The following is a 12,996-nucleotide window of genomic DNA, read 5'->3' on the forward strand; positions in this document are numbered from 1 at the left end:
GTGCGTCGGGCTCGGCGGCCTGCTCGGCGCCCGGCTGGGAGTGCTCGAAGGCCGCCGGGGCGTCCTCGCCCGCGGCGGGCGGCGTCTGACCGGCGTGCCCCTGGACCGGTAACGCGGACCCGGAGGCGCGCGGCGGCACGGGGGTACGCAGGAGCGCCCCGCGGGGATCCGCGGGGTCGGCGCCCGGCGAGGGGCGGTCGAAGGAGGTCGGGTGCTCCGTCACGCGTGTCGAATCCATCCGTCCGGGACTGCGCGCGGCGCGTGCAGTTCGTCCCGCAGAAATCCCGATACCCGCAATCCGTGCCCAAGGAACGGGGTTCCCGCGTGGTCAGAGGCTGTTCCTGTGTCACCGGCGGACCGTCTGCGGTCCGTCTGCGTGTTGCCCTCGTACCCCTCGCTCACGTCCTGCCGCCCCTCGGTGACGATCGGTCAAGCACAGCGCACACTCCGCCGGTTGCCGCTGCCGCGCTCATTGCGGAGGACGATCCTACGTTTGTTGCCGGGGGGCACATCAAGGGTCTCATGAGGAGACGTGCGCGGGCGTGCGATCCCAGTCCCCCGGCAGGGACGGTACCGGCCACGCCGGATCGGGCCGCCAGTGCTCCCAGCCGTCGGCGAACGGCGACCCCCAGGCCCGGATCTCCGCGATTGCGGCCCGCCCCGCCCGGCGCACCCGCCCGGCCAACGCCGGGTCGACCAGCCGGTCCCGCTGGGCCTGCGCGAACTCGTCCTCGTCCCGCCAGTGCCAGGTGCGGTCCGGGTGCACCGAGATGTCCAGGAAATGGTCCTCCGAGTCCACCCCGCCCTCCCAACGGGTCAGCGGCTCCTCCAGGTTCACGTACCAGTTCTTGAACCGCCAGCCCGGATCCCAGAACAGCCACACCGACCAGGCCTCGCCGGGGCGCGCCAGTTTCAGCACCCCCGTGCCGAACCACCGGTCGCGCTGCACGGCGCGCGGCTTGGTGTAGCGCGTGGCCAGCGGTTCCAGGTGCACGGGCGTACCGTCGGCGAGGACCGGCTTCACGCACTCGGTGCCGGGCGCCAGCCACACGGCGAGCAGCTCGGCGTCGTCCCGTACGACGGTGACGGGGCGTGCGATGTGCGGGTGCGGTCCGCCGTTCTCCCGGTACCGCCACAGGATGTGGCTGCCGGGCGCCCAGTGCTCCACCGGGCCCGCCGGACCGTCCGCTCCCGGCTCCGCCGCCGCGCTCACCACTTCTCCGTCTGCCATGGAGAGATATTAGGTGCCATGGCCAAGCGACGCCCCGGAGATCGCGAGAGCGTGCGCCGGCGTACGCCCCCGGGCCGTGCCGGGGTTCCTCACGGACGGGTCATCCGCAGCACGTCCAGCGCCTCGTCCAGCTGCTGGTGCGTCAGGTCGCCGCGTTCGACGTACCCGCCCTCCAGCACGACCTGACGGATCGTCTTCCGCTCGGCCAGCGCCTTCTTGGCCACCTTGGCGGCCTCCTCGTACCCGATGTACTTGTTGAGCGGCGTGACCACGGACGGCGACGACTCGGCGTACTCGCGGGCCCGCTCGGGGTGCGCGACGACCCCGTCCACGGTCCGGTCGGCGAGCAGCCGGGAGACGTTGGCCAGCAGCCGCACCGACTCCAGTACGTTCTTGGCGATGACCGGCAGCATGACGTTCAGCTCGAAGTTGCCGGCCGCCCCGGCGGCGGCGACCGTCGCGTCGTTGCCGGTGACCTGGGCGGCGACCATCAGGACCGCCTCCGGGATCACCGGGTTGACCTTGCCGGGCATGATGGACGAGCCGGGCTGGAGGTCGGGGAGGGAGATCTCCGCGAGCCCGGTGCGCGGCCCGGACGCCATCCACCGCAGGTCGTTGGCGATCTTCGTCAGCCCGACGCCGATGGTCCGCAGCTGCCCGCTCGTCTCGACGATGCCGTCCCGGGCGCCCTGCGCCTCGAAGTGGTCGCGCGCCTCGGTCAGCGGCAGCCCGGTCGCGCGGGCCACCTCCGCGATGACGGCGGCGGAGAAGCCGGGCGGGGTGTTGATGCCGGTGCCGACCGCGGTGCCGCCCAGCGGCAGCTCGGCGAGCCGGGGGAGTGACGCCTGGAGCCGCTCGATGCCGTACCGCACCTGGGCCGCGTACCCGCCGAACTCCTGGCCCAGCGTGACGGGCGTGGCGTCCATGAGGTGCGTCCGCCCGGACTTCACCACGTCGGCGAACTCCTGCGCCTTGCGCTCCAGGGCGCCGGCGAGGTGGTCGAGGGCCGGGATCAGGTCGCGGGTGACGGCGGCGGTCGCCGCGATGTGGATCGAGGACGGGAAGACGTCGTTGGACGACTGGGAGGCGTTGACGTGGTCGTTGGGGTGCACGTCGCGGCCGAGGCGCTCACCGGCCAGGGTCGCGATGACCTCGTTGGTGTTCATGTTGGACGAGGTGCCGGACCCGGTCTGGAACACGTCGACGGGGAAGTGATCGTCCCACTTCCCCTCGGCCACCTCGGCGGCCGCCTCCCGGATCGCGGCGGCGACGTCCTCGTCGAGCACCCCCAGCTCCGCGTTGACCTTGGCCGCCGCGCCCTTGATCCGCGCGAGCGCCTCGATGTGCGCGCGCTCGATGCGCTGCCCGGAGACGGGGAAGTTCTCGACGGCGCGCTGCGTCTGGGCGCGCCACTTGGCGTGGGCGGGGACGCGGACCTCGCCCATGGAGTCGTGCTCGATGCGGTAGTCGCTCATACCGGGTACAGCGTGCGGGGCGGGGCGGATGTTCCGGGGGAGGGTGGGATTCGCCCCCCGGAACCGCTCCTCGAACGCCGGAGGGACGGGCTACGCCAGCCCCGGCCCCCGCACCGGAATCGTCGTGAACGTCGGCGCCGGCGCCGGGTCCTGGAAGAAGTCGTTGCCCTTGTCGTCCACCACGATGAACGCCGGGAAGTCCTCGACCTCGATCTTCCAGACCGCCTCCATGCCGAGCTCCTCGTACTCGACGACCTCCACCTTCTTGATGCAGTCCTGCGCGAGCCGGGCCGCGGGACCGCCGATCGAGCCCAGGTAGAAGCCGCCGTGCGTGTCGCACGCGTCGGTGACCTGCTTGCTCCGGTTGCCCTTGGCCAGCATCACCCTGGAGCCGCCCGCCGCCTGGAACTGCTCCACGTAGGAGTCCATGCGCCCGGCGGTGGTCGGGCCGAAGGATCCGGACGCGTACCCCTCGGGCGTCTTCGCCGGACCGGCGTAGTACACCGGGTGGTCCTTGAGGTACTGCGGCATCTCCTCGCCCGCGTCCAGCCGCTCCTTGATCTTGGCGTGCGCGATGTCGCGGGCCACCACGAGCGGGCCGGTCAGCGACAGCCGGGTCTTGACCGGGTGCTTCGTCAGCTCCGCGAGGATGTCGTCCATCGGCCGGTTGAGGTCGATCCTGACGACGTCCCCCTCCTCCGCCAGGTGCTCGTCCGTCGTCTCCGGCAGGAAGCGCGCCGGGTCGGTCTCCAGCTGCTCCAGGAAGACGCCCTCGGCGGTGATCTTCGCGACCGCCTGCCGGTCGGCCGAGCAGGACACGGCGATGGCGACCGGGCAGGACGCGCCGTGCCGGGGGAGGCGCACCACGCGCACGTCGTGGCAGAAGTACTTGCCGCCGAACTGCGCGCCGATGCCGATCTTCTGGGTCAGCTCGAAGACCTTCTCCTCCAGCTCCTTGTCCCGGAAGCCGTGCCCCAGCTCCGAGCCCTCGGCCGGGATCTCGTCCAGGTAGTGCGCGGAGGCGTACTTCGCGGTCTTCAGCGCGTACTCTGCCGACGTGCCGCCGACGACGATCGCCAGGTGGTACGGCGGGCAGGCGGCCGTGCCGAGCGAGCGGATCTTCTCCTCCAGGAACTTCATCATGGAGGACTCGTTCAGGACGGCCTTCGTCTCCTGGTAGAGGAACGACTTGTTGGCCGAGCCGCCGCCCTTCGCCATGAAGAGGAACTTGTAGGCGCCGCCGTCGGTCGCGTACAGCTCGATCTGCGCCGGGAGGTTGGAGCCGGTGTTCTTCTCCTCCCACATGGTGAGCGGAGCCATCTGCGAGTAGCGCAGGTTCAGGTTCTTGTACGCGTCGTAGATGCCCCGGCTCAGGGCCTCCTCGTCGCCGCCCGCCGTGAGCACGTTCTGCCCGCGCTTGCCCATGACGATCGCCGTGCCGGTGTCCTGGCACATCGGGAGCACGCCCGCCGCCGCGATGTTCGCGTTCTTCAGCAGGTCGAGGGCGACGAACTTGTCGTTGCCGGACGCCTCCGGGTCGTCGATGATGCGGCGCAGCTGCGCCAGGTGGGCCGGGCGCAGGTAGTGCTGGATGTCGTGGATGGCCTCCTCGGCCAGCTTGCGCAGCGCCTCCGGCTCCACCTTGAGGAACGTCCGCCCGTCGGCCTCGAAGGTGGAGACACCCTCGGCGGTCACCAGCCGGTACGGAGTGGTGTCCTCGCCCTGGGGGAGCAGATCGGTGTACGCGAACTCAGGCATCTCGCCCATTCCTCACTCGACATCACGCGCGGCTGGATTCCTCAGCAACGACGGCTGGCCTCCGTTGGCAGCGCCAACCAGCGTAAAACCTGCCGAGGGCGCCGAGCTTGTGAGGTAAGGCTCAGTAGGAAGTTCCGGTTCGCGACAAGGTTGTCCACAGGGCTAGTCGCGATCTATCGCGTTTCGGTACGCTACTGCCGTGGACCTTCAGAAGCACGCCCCAGCCGCACCGCGCACCTCCGAGCTGCGCGCCTCGGACGCCGACCGCGACCGCGTCGCCGACATGCTGCGCGAAGCCCTCGCCGAGGGACGGCTCACCGCCGAGGAGCACGCCGAGCGCGTCGAGGGCGTGCTGGCCGCCAAGACCGTCGGCGAGCTGGACGTCTTCGTCCGGGACCTGCCCGCCGCCCACCGCGCCCGGGACACCACGGCCCCGGCCGCCCCCCACCGTCCCACCGCCGGCGCCATCCCGGCAGAGCCCGACGAGAACGTGGTGGCGGTCTTCAGCAGCGCCGTCCGCAAGGGCCGCTGGCGGGCGAACCGCCGCATCCACGCCTACGCGGTCTTCGGCAGCGTCGAGATCGACCTCAGCGAGGCGGTCTTCGAGTACCAGCAGGTCGTCATCAAGGCGTTCGCCGTCTTCGGCAGCGTCGACGTGCGGGTCCCGGAGAACGTGTCGGTGCGCGGCGCGGGCGGCAGCGTGCTCGGCAGTTTCGAGGTCCACACCCTCGACTCCAGCGAGGCCGAGGCCCCCGTCATCTACGTGGACGGCTGGGCCGTACTGGGCAGCGTCGAGGCCCGCCCCAAGCGCGGCAAGGTCGTCGCGGACATCCTCGACCGGGTGCACCGCCGGGTCGAGAAGGGTTTGCGCAAGCACCTGTAGCCCCGGCACCGGCAGCGGTGGGGAACCCAGTGCATAGGCGCGCGTACAACGGGTAAGCCTTGACGCATCGTCTCTCGCTAGCGAAGCCGTCGTCAGGAGTAGACCCGTGCTGCAACCGCCGCATTCGTCCCTGCAGGTAGCTGCCGTTCCGGCCCAGCGGGTGCCCGTGCGGGACAGGGACCAAGACGCTCCCTGGCACACCGAGGCGGTGTGCCGGCGCGACGAGGCCGGACTGTTCTTCGCCCCCTCCAAGGAACCGACCGCCGCCCGCCTCTCCCGCGAGGAGGCCGCCAAGCGCGTCTGCGCGCGCTGTCCGGTCATGGTCGAGTGCCGCGAGCACGCCCTGCTGCAGCCCGAGCCCTACGGCGTCTGGGGCGGCCTCACCGCCGCCGAACGCCGCGTGGTCCTGGCCCGGCGCCGCCGCCGCGACGTCGAACTCAAGAACGCCGCCCGCACGACGGGCCGCATAGCGGCGGCCGGTTAGAACCCAGACACCCGAAAGGGCACCCTCTCCGCACAGAGGGTGCCCTTTCGACGCCGGGGAGCGCAGTCAACCAAGGGGTGCGGGGCTGTGTCCGATCTGCGGCTCCGCCGCGTGGGCGCGACAAGCCACGACGCACCCGCACCCGCCACGCGACAGGCACCCCAGCTCAATAGGCGCCCCGCGAAACCGACGGAGTCACTTCGCCCGGTCGAAATCAACCGCGCTGTACGCCCGCAGCTTGCTCAGCCGATGCTCGGAGTCGATCCGCCGCACCGTTCCCGACTTCGACCGCATCACGATCGAGTCGGTCGTCGCCGTCTCCGACCGGTACCGCACCCCCCGCAGCAGCTCGCCGTCGGTGATGCCGGTCGCGACGAAGAAGACGTTGTCCCCGGAGACCAGGTCGTCGGTGGTCAGCACCCGGTCCAGGTCGTGCCCGGCGGCGACCGCCCGCTGCCGTTCCTCGTCGTCCTTGGGCCACAGCTTGCCCTGGATGGTGCCGCCCAGGCACTTCACGGCGCAGGCCGAGATGATGCCCTCCGGCGTGCCGCCGATGCCGAGCAGCAGGTCGATGCCCGTGCCCTCGCGCAGCGCCAGGATGGAGCCGGCCACGTCGCCGTCGGAGATCAGCTTGATCCGGGCGCCGGTCTCCCGGACCTCCTTGATGAGCCCCTGGTGCCGCGGCCGGTCGAGGATGACGACGGTGACGTCCTCCGGCGTGCGCCGCTTGGCCTTGGCGATCCGGCGGATGTTCACGGCGACGGGCGCGTTGATGTCGACGAAGTCGGCCGCCTCCGGGCCCGTGACCAGCTTGTCCATGTAGAAGACCGCGGACGGGTCGAACATGGAACCGCGCTCGGCGGCGGCCAGCACCGCGATCGCGTTGGTCATGCCGTTGGCGGTCAGCGTGGTGCCGTCGATCGGGTCGACGGCGATGTCGACCTCGGCCCCGGTCCCGTCGCCGACCCGCTCCCCGTTGAAGAGCATCGGGGCCTCGTCCTTCTCGCCCTCGCCGATGACGACGACGCCGTTCATCGAGACGGTGTGGACGAGGGTCCGCATGGCGCGCACCGCGGCACCGTCGGCGCCGTTCTTGTCACCGCGCCCGACCCAGCGGCCGGCGGCCATCGCCGCGGCCTCGGTGACCCGCACCAGCTCCATGGCGAGGTTGCGGTCGGGGGCCTCTGAGGGGACGTCCAGCTCGGACGGGAGATGATGCTCGGTCATCGGAACGCACCTTTCTGATACGACGACGGCCGGATGAGGGTATGGCCATGACTCTATCGTCAGTCCGACAAAATGAGCAGGGGACCCCACGTATGAGCGGATCAGGCACCTGCGACGATAGGGGGCGTGGCAGGTATGAAAGGCAAGCAGAAGTCGGCCCGGGACATGATCCTCTCCCTGGGGGTCATCGTGTTGGCGGCGGGCGTGATCTGGATGTTCATTCCGCACGACGACGGCGAACCGGACGTCAAGCGGGTCGACTACCGGGTCGAGTTGCTGACCGCGCAGCGCGCCGCGTCGTACCCGGTGGCCGCGCCCGAGGGGCTGTCCGAGGAGTGGAAGCCGACCTCCGTCCGCTTCCGCGGTGACGACTCCGACGCCTGGCACCTGGGCTTCCGGGCCCCGGACGGCGAGTACGTGACGATCGAGCAGTCCACGAAGAAGGCGTCCACCTTCATCCGCGACGCCAGCCGGGGCGCGCAGGCGACCGAGCGGACCGAGGAGATCGGCGGCCGGACCTGGACCCGGTACACGGGCGGCCGGTACGACGCGCTGGTCCTGCACGGCACCGACGACATGAAGGGCGCGACGACGGTCGTGGCCGGCACCGGGTCGTTCGAGCAGCTCGGCAAGATGGCGGCGGCGCTGAAGCTGACCTGACCGGCCACAGGCCCCCGACCACAGGCCACCGGGTCCCGCGGCCCGGCCGCCCACGAGCCATGACGAAGCCCCCGGCGAGGTGCCGGGGGCTTCGTCGTGCGTGCGGTGCCGCGTGCCTCAGACCGTGGTGACGACCTGGTCGTAGGCGAGGCGCGGGGAGCGCGGGAACCAGGCGTCCGGGCCCGGACGGCCGATGTTGACGACCATCAGCGGGGTGTGGTCGTCGTCCAGGAACTCCTTGCGCACGCCCTCGAAGTCGAAACCGGTCATCGGTCCGGCGGCCAGCCCCGCGGCGCGGACGCCGACGATGAAGTAGGCGGCCTGGAGGGCGGCGTTCAGGGTGGCCGCGCCCTCGCGGACCGGACGCTCGCTGAAGAAGGCGTCCTTGGCCTGCGGGAAGTGCGGGAAGAGCTCCGGCAGCTCCTCGTGGAACTCGTTGTCCGCGGACAGGATCGCGACCAGCGGGGCGGCGGCCGTCTTGGGCCGGTTGCCTTCCGCCATGTGCGTGACCAGACGCTCGCGGGCCTCGGCGGAGCGGACCAGCGTGATGCGCAGCGGCGACTGGTTGAAGGCGGTCGGGCCGTACTTGACCAGGTCGTAGATCGCCTGCACCTGCTCGTCGGTCACCGGCTCGTCGGTGAAGGTGTTCGCCGTGCGGGCCTCGCGGAACAGCAGGTCCTGGGCGGCGGGGTCAAGAACGAGAGACATGCGTGATCTTTCTCCGGGGGTGCGTCGGCTCCGCGCGGCGTGGGGGCCGGGGGCCTTTGACGCGGATGACACTACGCCGAAGAAGTTCAAGTTTCAACCAAAAGGGAACGGTGGTGATCCGCTTCACAGAGAGGCCGGCCGAGTGGTGTGGATCACATGGAAGTGGCGACGACTTCGCCGGGCGGTCACGGTCCTACACGGCAGTACACCGCCACTGGAACCAGGGAGCACAACGACATGACCGCCGCCGTGAAGGGCCCCGCCTCCTACTTCCCGTCCATCGAGAAGAAGTACGGCCGCCCGGTCGCCGAGTGGAAGGACCTCATCCGCACCTCGCCGCTCACCCGGCACATGGAACTGGTCGCCTGGCTCAAGACCGAGCACGGCCTGGGCCACGGGCACGCCAACGCGCTCGTCGCCCACACCCTGGCCGAGGACACGGCGAAGGAGGGCTAGGCGGCCGGGCCGTCGCGCTCGTCGGACCCGTCCTCCGTTCCCGCCTCCTCGGCCAGCGCCGCGTCCAGGCGGGCCCGGGCGCCGTCCAGCCGGCGGCGGCAGACCTTCGCCAGCTCCTCGCCCCGCTCCCACAGGGCGAGGGACTCCTCCAGCGTCGTACCGCCGGCCTCCAGCCGCCGGACGACCTCGATCAGCTCGTCCCGCGCCTGCTCGTACCCGAGCGCCTCGGACATCGCCGTCGGCTGCTCCACCTCGCTGGTCATCCACCCACCCTATGCGTCGACTCGTACGGAGAAATCGCCCTCGGAGACCCGGGCGCGCAGCGTCTCGCCCGGCTCCACCTCGCCGGGGTCGCGGACCGCGTGGCCGTCGGACCGCTGGAGCACCGCGTACCCGCGCTTGAGGGTCGCGGCGGGGGAGAGGGCCACCACGCGCGCGTGCGTGTGGGTCAGCTCGGAGTCGGCCCGGTCGAGGTGGTGCCGCAGCGAACGGCGGCCCCGGTCCAGCAGGGCCGTCACCTGCTCGGCCCGCTCCTCGGTCATCCGGTGCGGATCCTGTATCGACGGCCGGGCCAGCGCGTGGGCCAGGCCCCGCTCCTCGCGGTCGACGAACGCCGCCACACACCGCCGCGCGCGGTCCCGCAGCAGCCGTACCCGCTCGTACTCCTCGCCGACGTCCGGCACGACCTTCTTCGCGGCGTCGGTCGGTGTGGACGCGCGCAGGTCGGCGACCAGGTCGAGCAGGGGACTGTCCGGTTCGTGGCCGATCGCCGAGACGACCGGCGTACGGCAGGCGGCCACCGCCCGCACCAGCTGCTCGTCGGAGAACGGCAGCAGGTCCTCCACGCTGCCACCGCCGCGCGCGACGACGATCACGTCCACGTCGTCCAGTGCGTCCAGCTCCTTCACCGCCTGCACCACCTGCGGCACCGCGTGCACGCCCTGCACCGGGACGTTGCGCACCTCGAAGCGGACGGCGGGCCAGCGGTGCCGGGCGTTCTCCAGGACGTCCCGCTCGGCCGCCGACGCCCGCCCGCACACCAGACCGACCAGCTGCGGCAGGAACGGCAGCGGCTTCTTGCGCTCGGCCGCGAACAGCCCCTCGCGCGCGAGGGCCTTCTTCAGCTGCTCCAGACGGGCGAGCAGCTCACCGACGCCCACCGGCTTGATCTCGGCGGCCCGCAGCGACAGCTGCCCCCGCGGCGCGTACCACTCGGGCTTGGCGTGCACGACCACCCGCGCCCCCTCGCCGACCACGTCCGCCACGGCGTCGAACACCTGCCGGTAACAGGTCACGCTCACGGAGATGTCGTACGACGGGTCGCGCAGCGTCAGAAACACCACGCCGGCGCCCGGCCTGCGCGACAACTGGGTGATCTGCCCCTCGACCCAGACCGCGCCGAGCCGGTCGATCCAGCCCCCGATCAGCCGGGAGACCTCGCCCACGGGCAGCGGACTTTCGGGGGACGAGTTGGCAGCCATGCGCCCGAGCGTAACGGCCGGGTCCGACAACGGGGCCCGTAGAGACCGCCCCCGTCACACGCCCGCCCGGTCCGTGTCCCGCCGTCCCCTCCACTGCACCGCCAGCACCACCAGACCCACCGCCAGCCAGATCGCCCCGACCACCTGCGCGGTCGACGACGCCTCCACGATCACCGCGACGGTGATCGCCGCGCCGAGCGCCGGCACCAGCAGATGCCGCCACCAGCTCACCCGGCCCGCGCCGCGCCGGACGACGAACCAGCCCACCACGCTCGCGTGGAGCAGCGTGAACGCGGTCAGCGCGCCGACGTCCACCACCGAGACCAGGTGGTCGAGACCGTCGTCCCGGCGCGCCGCCCACACCGCGGCCGCCATCGTGATCACCGCCGACACGAGCAGGGCCACGCGCGGCACCCCGGCGTCCGTCCGCGCCAGCACGCCTGGCAGCCGCCGGTCCCGGCCCATCGCGAACAGCAGCCGCCCGGCCGCCGCCTGCCCGGCCAGCGCCGCGAACGCCGCGCCGATCGCCTTGCTCACCGCCACCAGATCGTGCAGCCACGTGCCCACCGACGCGTCCACGGCGTCGTAGAACGCCGACCCCTGCCGCTCCGGCTCCGCCGCCAGCTGGGCCGACGACACCGGCTCCAGGAGCGCCACCAGGTACGTCTGCGCCACGAACAGCACGCCCGCCAGCGCCAGGCAGAACAGCAGCGCCCGCGCGACCTTCGCCGAGCCGCCGGTGACCTCCTCCGCGAACGTGGCGATCGCGTCGAAGCCCAGGTACGACAGCACCGCCACCGACACCGCGCCGACCACCGCCGACAGCGCGAACGCCCCCTGGGTGCCGTCCCCCGACAGCGGCGACAGCCAGTCGCGCTCGGCCCCGTCCTGCGCCAGGACCACGATCGCCGTGGCCACGAAGACGATCAGTACGACGATCTCCATGGCGAGCACCAGGAAGCCCACCCGGGCCGCCGCCCGCACCCCCCACACGTTCAGCAGCGTCGTGACGACCACCGCGATCGCCGTCCACACCCACCGCGACACCTCGGGGACCAGCGCCTCCATCGCGATGCCGGAGAAGAGATACGCCACCGCCGGGATGAGGACGTAGTCCAGCATCGCCATCCACCCGGCGATGAACCCGGCCCCGTTGCCGAGCCCCGCGCGCGCGTAGGCGAACACCGACCCCGCCTGGGGGACCACCCGCACCATCTGCGCGTAGCTGAACGCGGTGAACGCCATCGCGATCGTGGCGACGACGTAGACGAGGGCCACCGCGCCGTGCGACTTGGCGTCCAGCGTGCCGAACACGCCGACCGGCGCCATCGGCGCGATGAACAGCAGGCCGTAGACGACCAGGTCCCTGAAGCCCAGACTGCGCCTCAGCTGGTGTTCCTCACCGGCCCCCGGGGCCGTCGTACCGGTCTGCGCCATCGTGCCTCCGCCAGTGCCTCGGTTCCCGCCCCGGTTCTCCTTCGGACTCTGCCTCGGAACGTTCCCGCCAGTCTCCCCGGCAACGCCGCACCCACGCGATCTCTGACCCGCCGAACGCGGCCTTACGATGGGTGCCATGACTGCTTCGCCTGGCCGCCGTGTCCTGCTCGCCGCCCCCCGTGGCTACTGCGCGGGTGTGGACCGCGCCGTGATCGCCGTCGAGAAAGCCCTGGAGCAGTACGGGGCTCCGGTGTACGTCCGGCACGAGATCGTTCACAACAAGTACGTCGTCCAGACCCTGGAGAAGAAGGGCGCGATCTTCGTCGAGCGGACGGAGGAGGTCCCCCCGGGGAACATCGTGATGTTCTCCGCGCACGGTGTGGCGCCCGTCGTCCACGAGGAGGCCGAGCGCGGCCGCCTCGCCACCATCGACGCCACCTGCCCGCTCGTCACCAAGGTCCACAAGGAAGCCGTCCGCTTCGCGAACGACGACTACGACATCCTGCTGATCGGCCACGAGGGCCACGAGGAGGTCATCGGCACCTCCGGCGAGGCCCCCGACCACATCCAGCTCGTCGACGGGCCCGAGGACGTCGCGAAGGTCGAGGTCCGCGACCCGTCGAAGGTGGTCTGGCTCTCCCAGACCACCCTCTCCGTCGACGAGACGATGGAAACGGTCGACGCGCTCCAGGACAAGTTCCCGCAGCTCATCTCCCCGCCGAGCGACGACATCTGCTACGCCACGCAGAACCGCCAGCTCGCGGTGAAGCAGATGGGCGCCGAGGCCGAGCTGGTGATCGTCGTCGGCTCGCGCAACTCCTCCAACTCCAAGCGTCTGGTCGAGGTCGCCAAGCAGGCCGGCTCCCGCGAGGCGTACCTGGTGGACTTCGCCGACGAGATCGAGGAGTCCTGGCTGGACGGCGTCAGCACGGTCGGCGTCACCTCCGGCGCCTCCGTCCCCGACGTCCTGGTCGAGCAGGTCCTGGAGTGGCTCTCGCGGCGCGGCTTCGAGGACGTGGAGATCGTCAAGGCCGCCGAGGAGTCGATCACCTTCTCGCTGCCCAAGGAGCTGCGCCGCGACCTGCGCGAGGAGGCGGCTTCCCTGGTGGCGGAGCGGGGCGGCTCGGGGGCCGCGGGTACCGCAGGTGCCGCGGGTACACCCGGGGCGTGACCGTCAGTCGTCCGTCGTAACGTAG

At 71.4% G+C, this 12,996-nt stretch carries 13 protein-coding genes and 1 pseudogene; 5 read left to right on the forward strand and 9 right to left on the reverse strand.

Going from position 1 to position 12,996, the window contains the following annotated elements:
* The 4 genes and pseudogenes from BZZ08_RS23335 to BZZ08_RS23350 form a co-directional block, all read right to left on the reverse strand.
* Positions 1 to 238 (reverse strand): annotated as a pseudogene (locus BZZ08_RS23335) (serine/threonine protein phosphatase); the annotation flags it as partial.
* A gap of 282 nt (positions 239 to 520) precedes the next feature.
* On the reverse strand, positions 521 to 1,231 hold the full coding sequence (gene fomD, locus BZZ08_RS23340) for a cytidylyl-2-hydroxypropylphosphonate hydrolase (RefSeq protein ID WP_104634209.1): 711 nt from the start codon (positions 1,229 to 1,231) through the stop codon (positions 521 to 523).
* An 89-nt stretch (positions 1,232 to 1,320) separates the two neighbouring features.
* Positions 1,321 to 2,706, reverse strand: coding sequence for a class II fumarate hydratase (locus BZZ08_RS23345; protein ID WP_104634210.1), 1,386 nt, complete (start codon positions 2,704 to 2,706; stop codon positions 1,321 to 1,323).
* Positions 2,707 to 2,796: 90 nt separating this feature from the next.
* The gene (locus tag BZZ08_RS23350; RefSeq protein WP_198601650.1) at positions 2,797 to 4,464 is read right to left on the reverse strand and encodes a fumarate hydratase; all 1,668 of its coding nucleotides are present in this window, start codon (positions 4,462 to 4,464) and stop codon (positions 2,797 to 2,799) included.
* A gap of 199 nt (positions 4,465 to 4,663) precedes the next feature.
* Here BZZ08_RS23350 and BZZ08_RS23355 point away from each other — a divergent pair, with 199 nt between their 5' ends.
* Positions 4,664 to 5,347: a DUF1707 SHOCT-like domain-containing protein gene (locus BZZ08_RS23355; RefSeq protein WP_104634212.1), complete on the forward strand. Its 684-nt coding sequence runs from the start codon at positions 4,664 to 4,666 to the stop codon at positions 5,345 to 5,347.
* A 106-nt stretch (positions 5,348 to 5,453) separates the two neighbouring features.
* Complete coding sequence (locus BZZ08_RS23360; protein WP_003973931.1) at positions 5,454 to 5,831, forward strand: WhiB family transcriptional regulator; 378 nt, start codon at positions 5,454 to 5,456, stop codon at positions 5,829 to 5,831.
* 195 nt (positions 5,832 to 6,026) lie between these two features.
* Here BZZ08_RS23360 and glpX read toward each other — a convergent pair whose 3' ends face one another.
* A complete protein-coding gene (gene glpX / locus BZZ08_RS23365; RefSeq protein ID WP_104634213.1) occupies positions 6,027 to 7,058 on the reverse strand; it encodes a class II fructose-bisphosphatase in 1,032 nt (343 codons plus the stop codon).
* A 135-nt stretch (positions 7,059 to 7,193) separates the two neighbouring features.
* On the opposite strand from glpX, the gene BZZ08_RS23370 reads away from it, so the two are divergent.
* Positions 7,194 to 7,718, forward strand: a complete 525-nt coding sequence (locus tag BZZ08_RS23370; protein WP_104634214.1) for a DUF4245 domain-containing protein — start codon at positions 7,194 to 7,196, stop codon at positions 7,716 to 7,718.
* A gap of 117 nt (positions 7,719 to 7,835) precedes the next feature.
* Here BZZ08_RS23370 and BZZ08_RS23375 read toward each other — a convergent pair whose 3' ends face one another.
* Positions 7,836 to 8,426 carry a malonic semialdehyde reductase gene (locus BZZ08_RS23375; protein WP_104634215.1) on the reverse strand — a complete coding sequence of 197 codons (591 nt, stop codon included), beginning with the start codon at positions 8,424 to 8,426 and terminating at the stop codon, positions 7,836 to 7,838.
* A gap of 237 nt (positions 8,427 to 8,663) precedes the next feature.
* On the opposite strand from BZZ08_RS23375, the gene BZZ08_RS23380 reads away from it, so the two are divergent.
* Positions 8,664 to 8,882 (forward strand): DUF4287 domain-containing protein, encoded by a 219-nt coding sequence (locus BZZ08_RS23380; protein ID WP_104634216.1) that lies wholly within the window; start codon positions 8,664 to 8,666, stop codon positions 8,880 to 8,882.
* On the opposite strand, the gene BZZ08_RS23385 is transcribed toward BZZ08_RS23380, so the two are convergent.
* The 3 genes from BZZ08_RS23385 to BZZ08_RS23395 are packed head-to-tail and all read right to left on the reverse strand — an operon-like array spanning position 8,879 to position 11,800.
* Positions 8,879 to 9,145 (reverse strand): exodeoxyribonuclease VII small subunit, encoded by a 267-nt coding sequence (locus BZZ08_RS23385; RefSeq protein ID WP_104634217.1) that lies wholly within the window; start codon positions 9,143 to 9,145, stop codon positions 8,879 to 8,881. The two genes, BZZ08_RS23380 and BZZ08_RS23385, sit on opposite strands and share 4 nt — an antisense overlap.
* A 9-nt stretch (positions 9,146 to 9,154) precedes the next feature.
* The gene (gene xseA / locus BZZ08_RS23390; protein WP_104634218.1) at positions 9,155 to 10,363 is read right to left on the reverse strand and encodes an exodeoxyribonuclease VII large subunit; all 1,209 of its coding nucleotides are present in this window, start codon (positions 10,361 to 10,363) and stop codon (positions 9,155 to 9,157) included.
* Between the two features lie 54 nt (positions 10,364 to 10,417).
* Complete coding sequence (locus BZZ08_RS23395; protein ID WP_104634219.1) at positions 10,418 to 11,800, reverse strand: APC family permease; 1,383 nt, start codon at positions 11,798 to 11,800, stop codon at positions 10,418 to 10,420.
* A gap of 127 nt (positions 11,801 to 11,927) precedes the next feature.
* Here BZZ08_RS23395 and BZZ08_RS23400 point away from each other — a divergent pair, with 127 nt between their 5' ends.
* A complete protein-coding gene (locus tag BZZ08_RS23400) occupies positions 11,928 to 12,971 on the forward strand; it encodes a 4-hydroxy-3-methylbut-2-enyl diphosphate reductase (protein ID WP_104634220.1) in 1,044 nt (347 codons plus the stop codon).
* Positions 12,972 to 12,996: the final 25 nt, after the last annotated feature.

Source organism: Streptomyces sp. MH60 (genome assembly GCF_002939385.1).
In the GTDB taxonomy this organism is placed as follows: domain Bacteria; phylum Actinomycetota; class Actinomycetes; order Streptomycetales; family Streptomycetaceae; genus Streptomyces.

What these genes read in the sequence shown, in the direction of transcription:
- fomD (WP_104634209.1), bottom strand. Translation starts at nt 1,231, where the DNA reads ATGGCAGACGGAGAAGTGGTGAGCGCGGCGGCGGAGCCGGGAGCGGAC.
- BZZ08_RS23345 (WP_104634210.1), bottom strand. Translation starts at nt 2,706, where the DNA reads ATGAGCGACTACCGCATCGAGCACGACTCCATGGGCGAGGTCCGCGTC.
- BZZ08_RS23350 (WP_198601650.1), bottom strand. Translation starts at nt 4,464, where the DNA reads ATGCCTGAGTTCGCGTACACCGATCTGCTCCCCCAGGGCGAGGACACC.
- glpX (WP_104634213.1), bottom strand. Translation starts at nt 7,058, where the DNA reads ATGACCGAGCATCATCTCCCGTCCGAGCTGGACGTCCCCTCAGAGGCC.
- BZZ08_RS23370 (WP_104634214.1), top strand. Translation starts at nt 7,194, where the DNA reads ATGAAAGGCAAGCAGAAGTCGGCCCGGGACATGATCCTCTCCCTGGGG.
- BZZ08_RS23375 (WP_104634215.1), bottom strand. Translation starts at nt 8,426, where the DNA reads ATGTCTCTCGTTCTTGACCCCGCCGCCCAGGACCTGCTGTTCCGCGAG.
- BZZ08_RS23380 (WP_104634216.1), top strand. Translation starts at nt 8,664, where the DNA reads ATGACCGCCGCCGTGAAGGGCCCCGCCTCCTACTTCCCGTCCATCGAG.
- BZZ08_RS23385 (WP_104634217.1), bottom strand. Translation starts at nt 9,145, where the DNA reads ATGACCAGCGAGGTGGAGCAGCCGACGGCGATGTCCGAGGCGCTCGGG.
- xseA (WP_104634218.1), bottom strand. Translation starts at nt 10,363, where the DNA reads ATGGCTGCCAACTCGTCCCCCGAAAGTCCGCTGCCCGTGGGCGAGGTC.
- BZZ08_RS23395 (WP_104634219.1), bottom strand. Translation starts at nt 11,800, where the DNA reads ATGGCGCAGACCGGTACGACGGCCCCGGGGGCCGGTGAGGAACACCAG.
- BZZ08_RS23400 (WP_104634220.1), top strand. Translation starts at nt 11,928, where the DNA reads ATGGGTGCCATGACTGCTTCGCCTGGCCGCCGTGTCCTGCTCGCCGCC.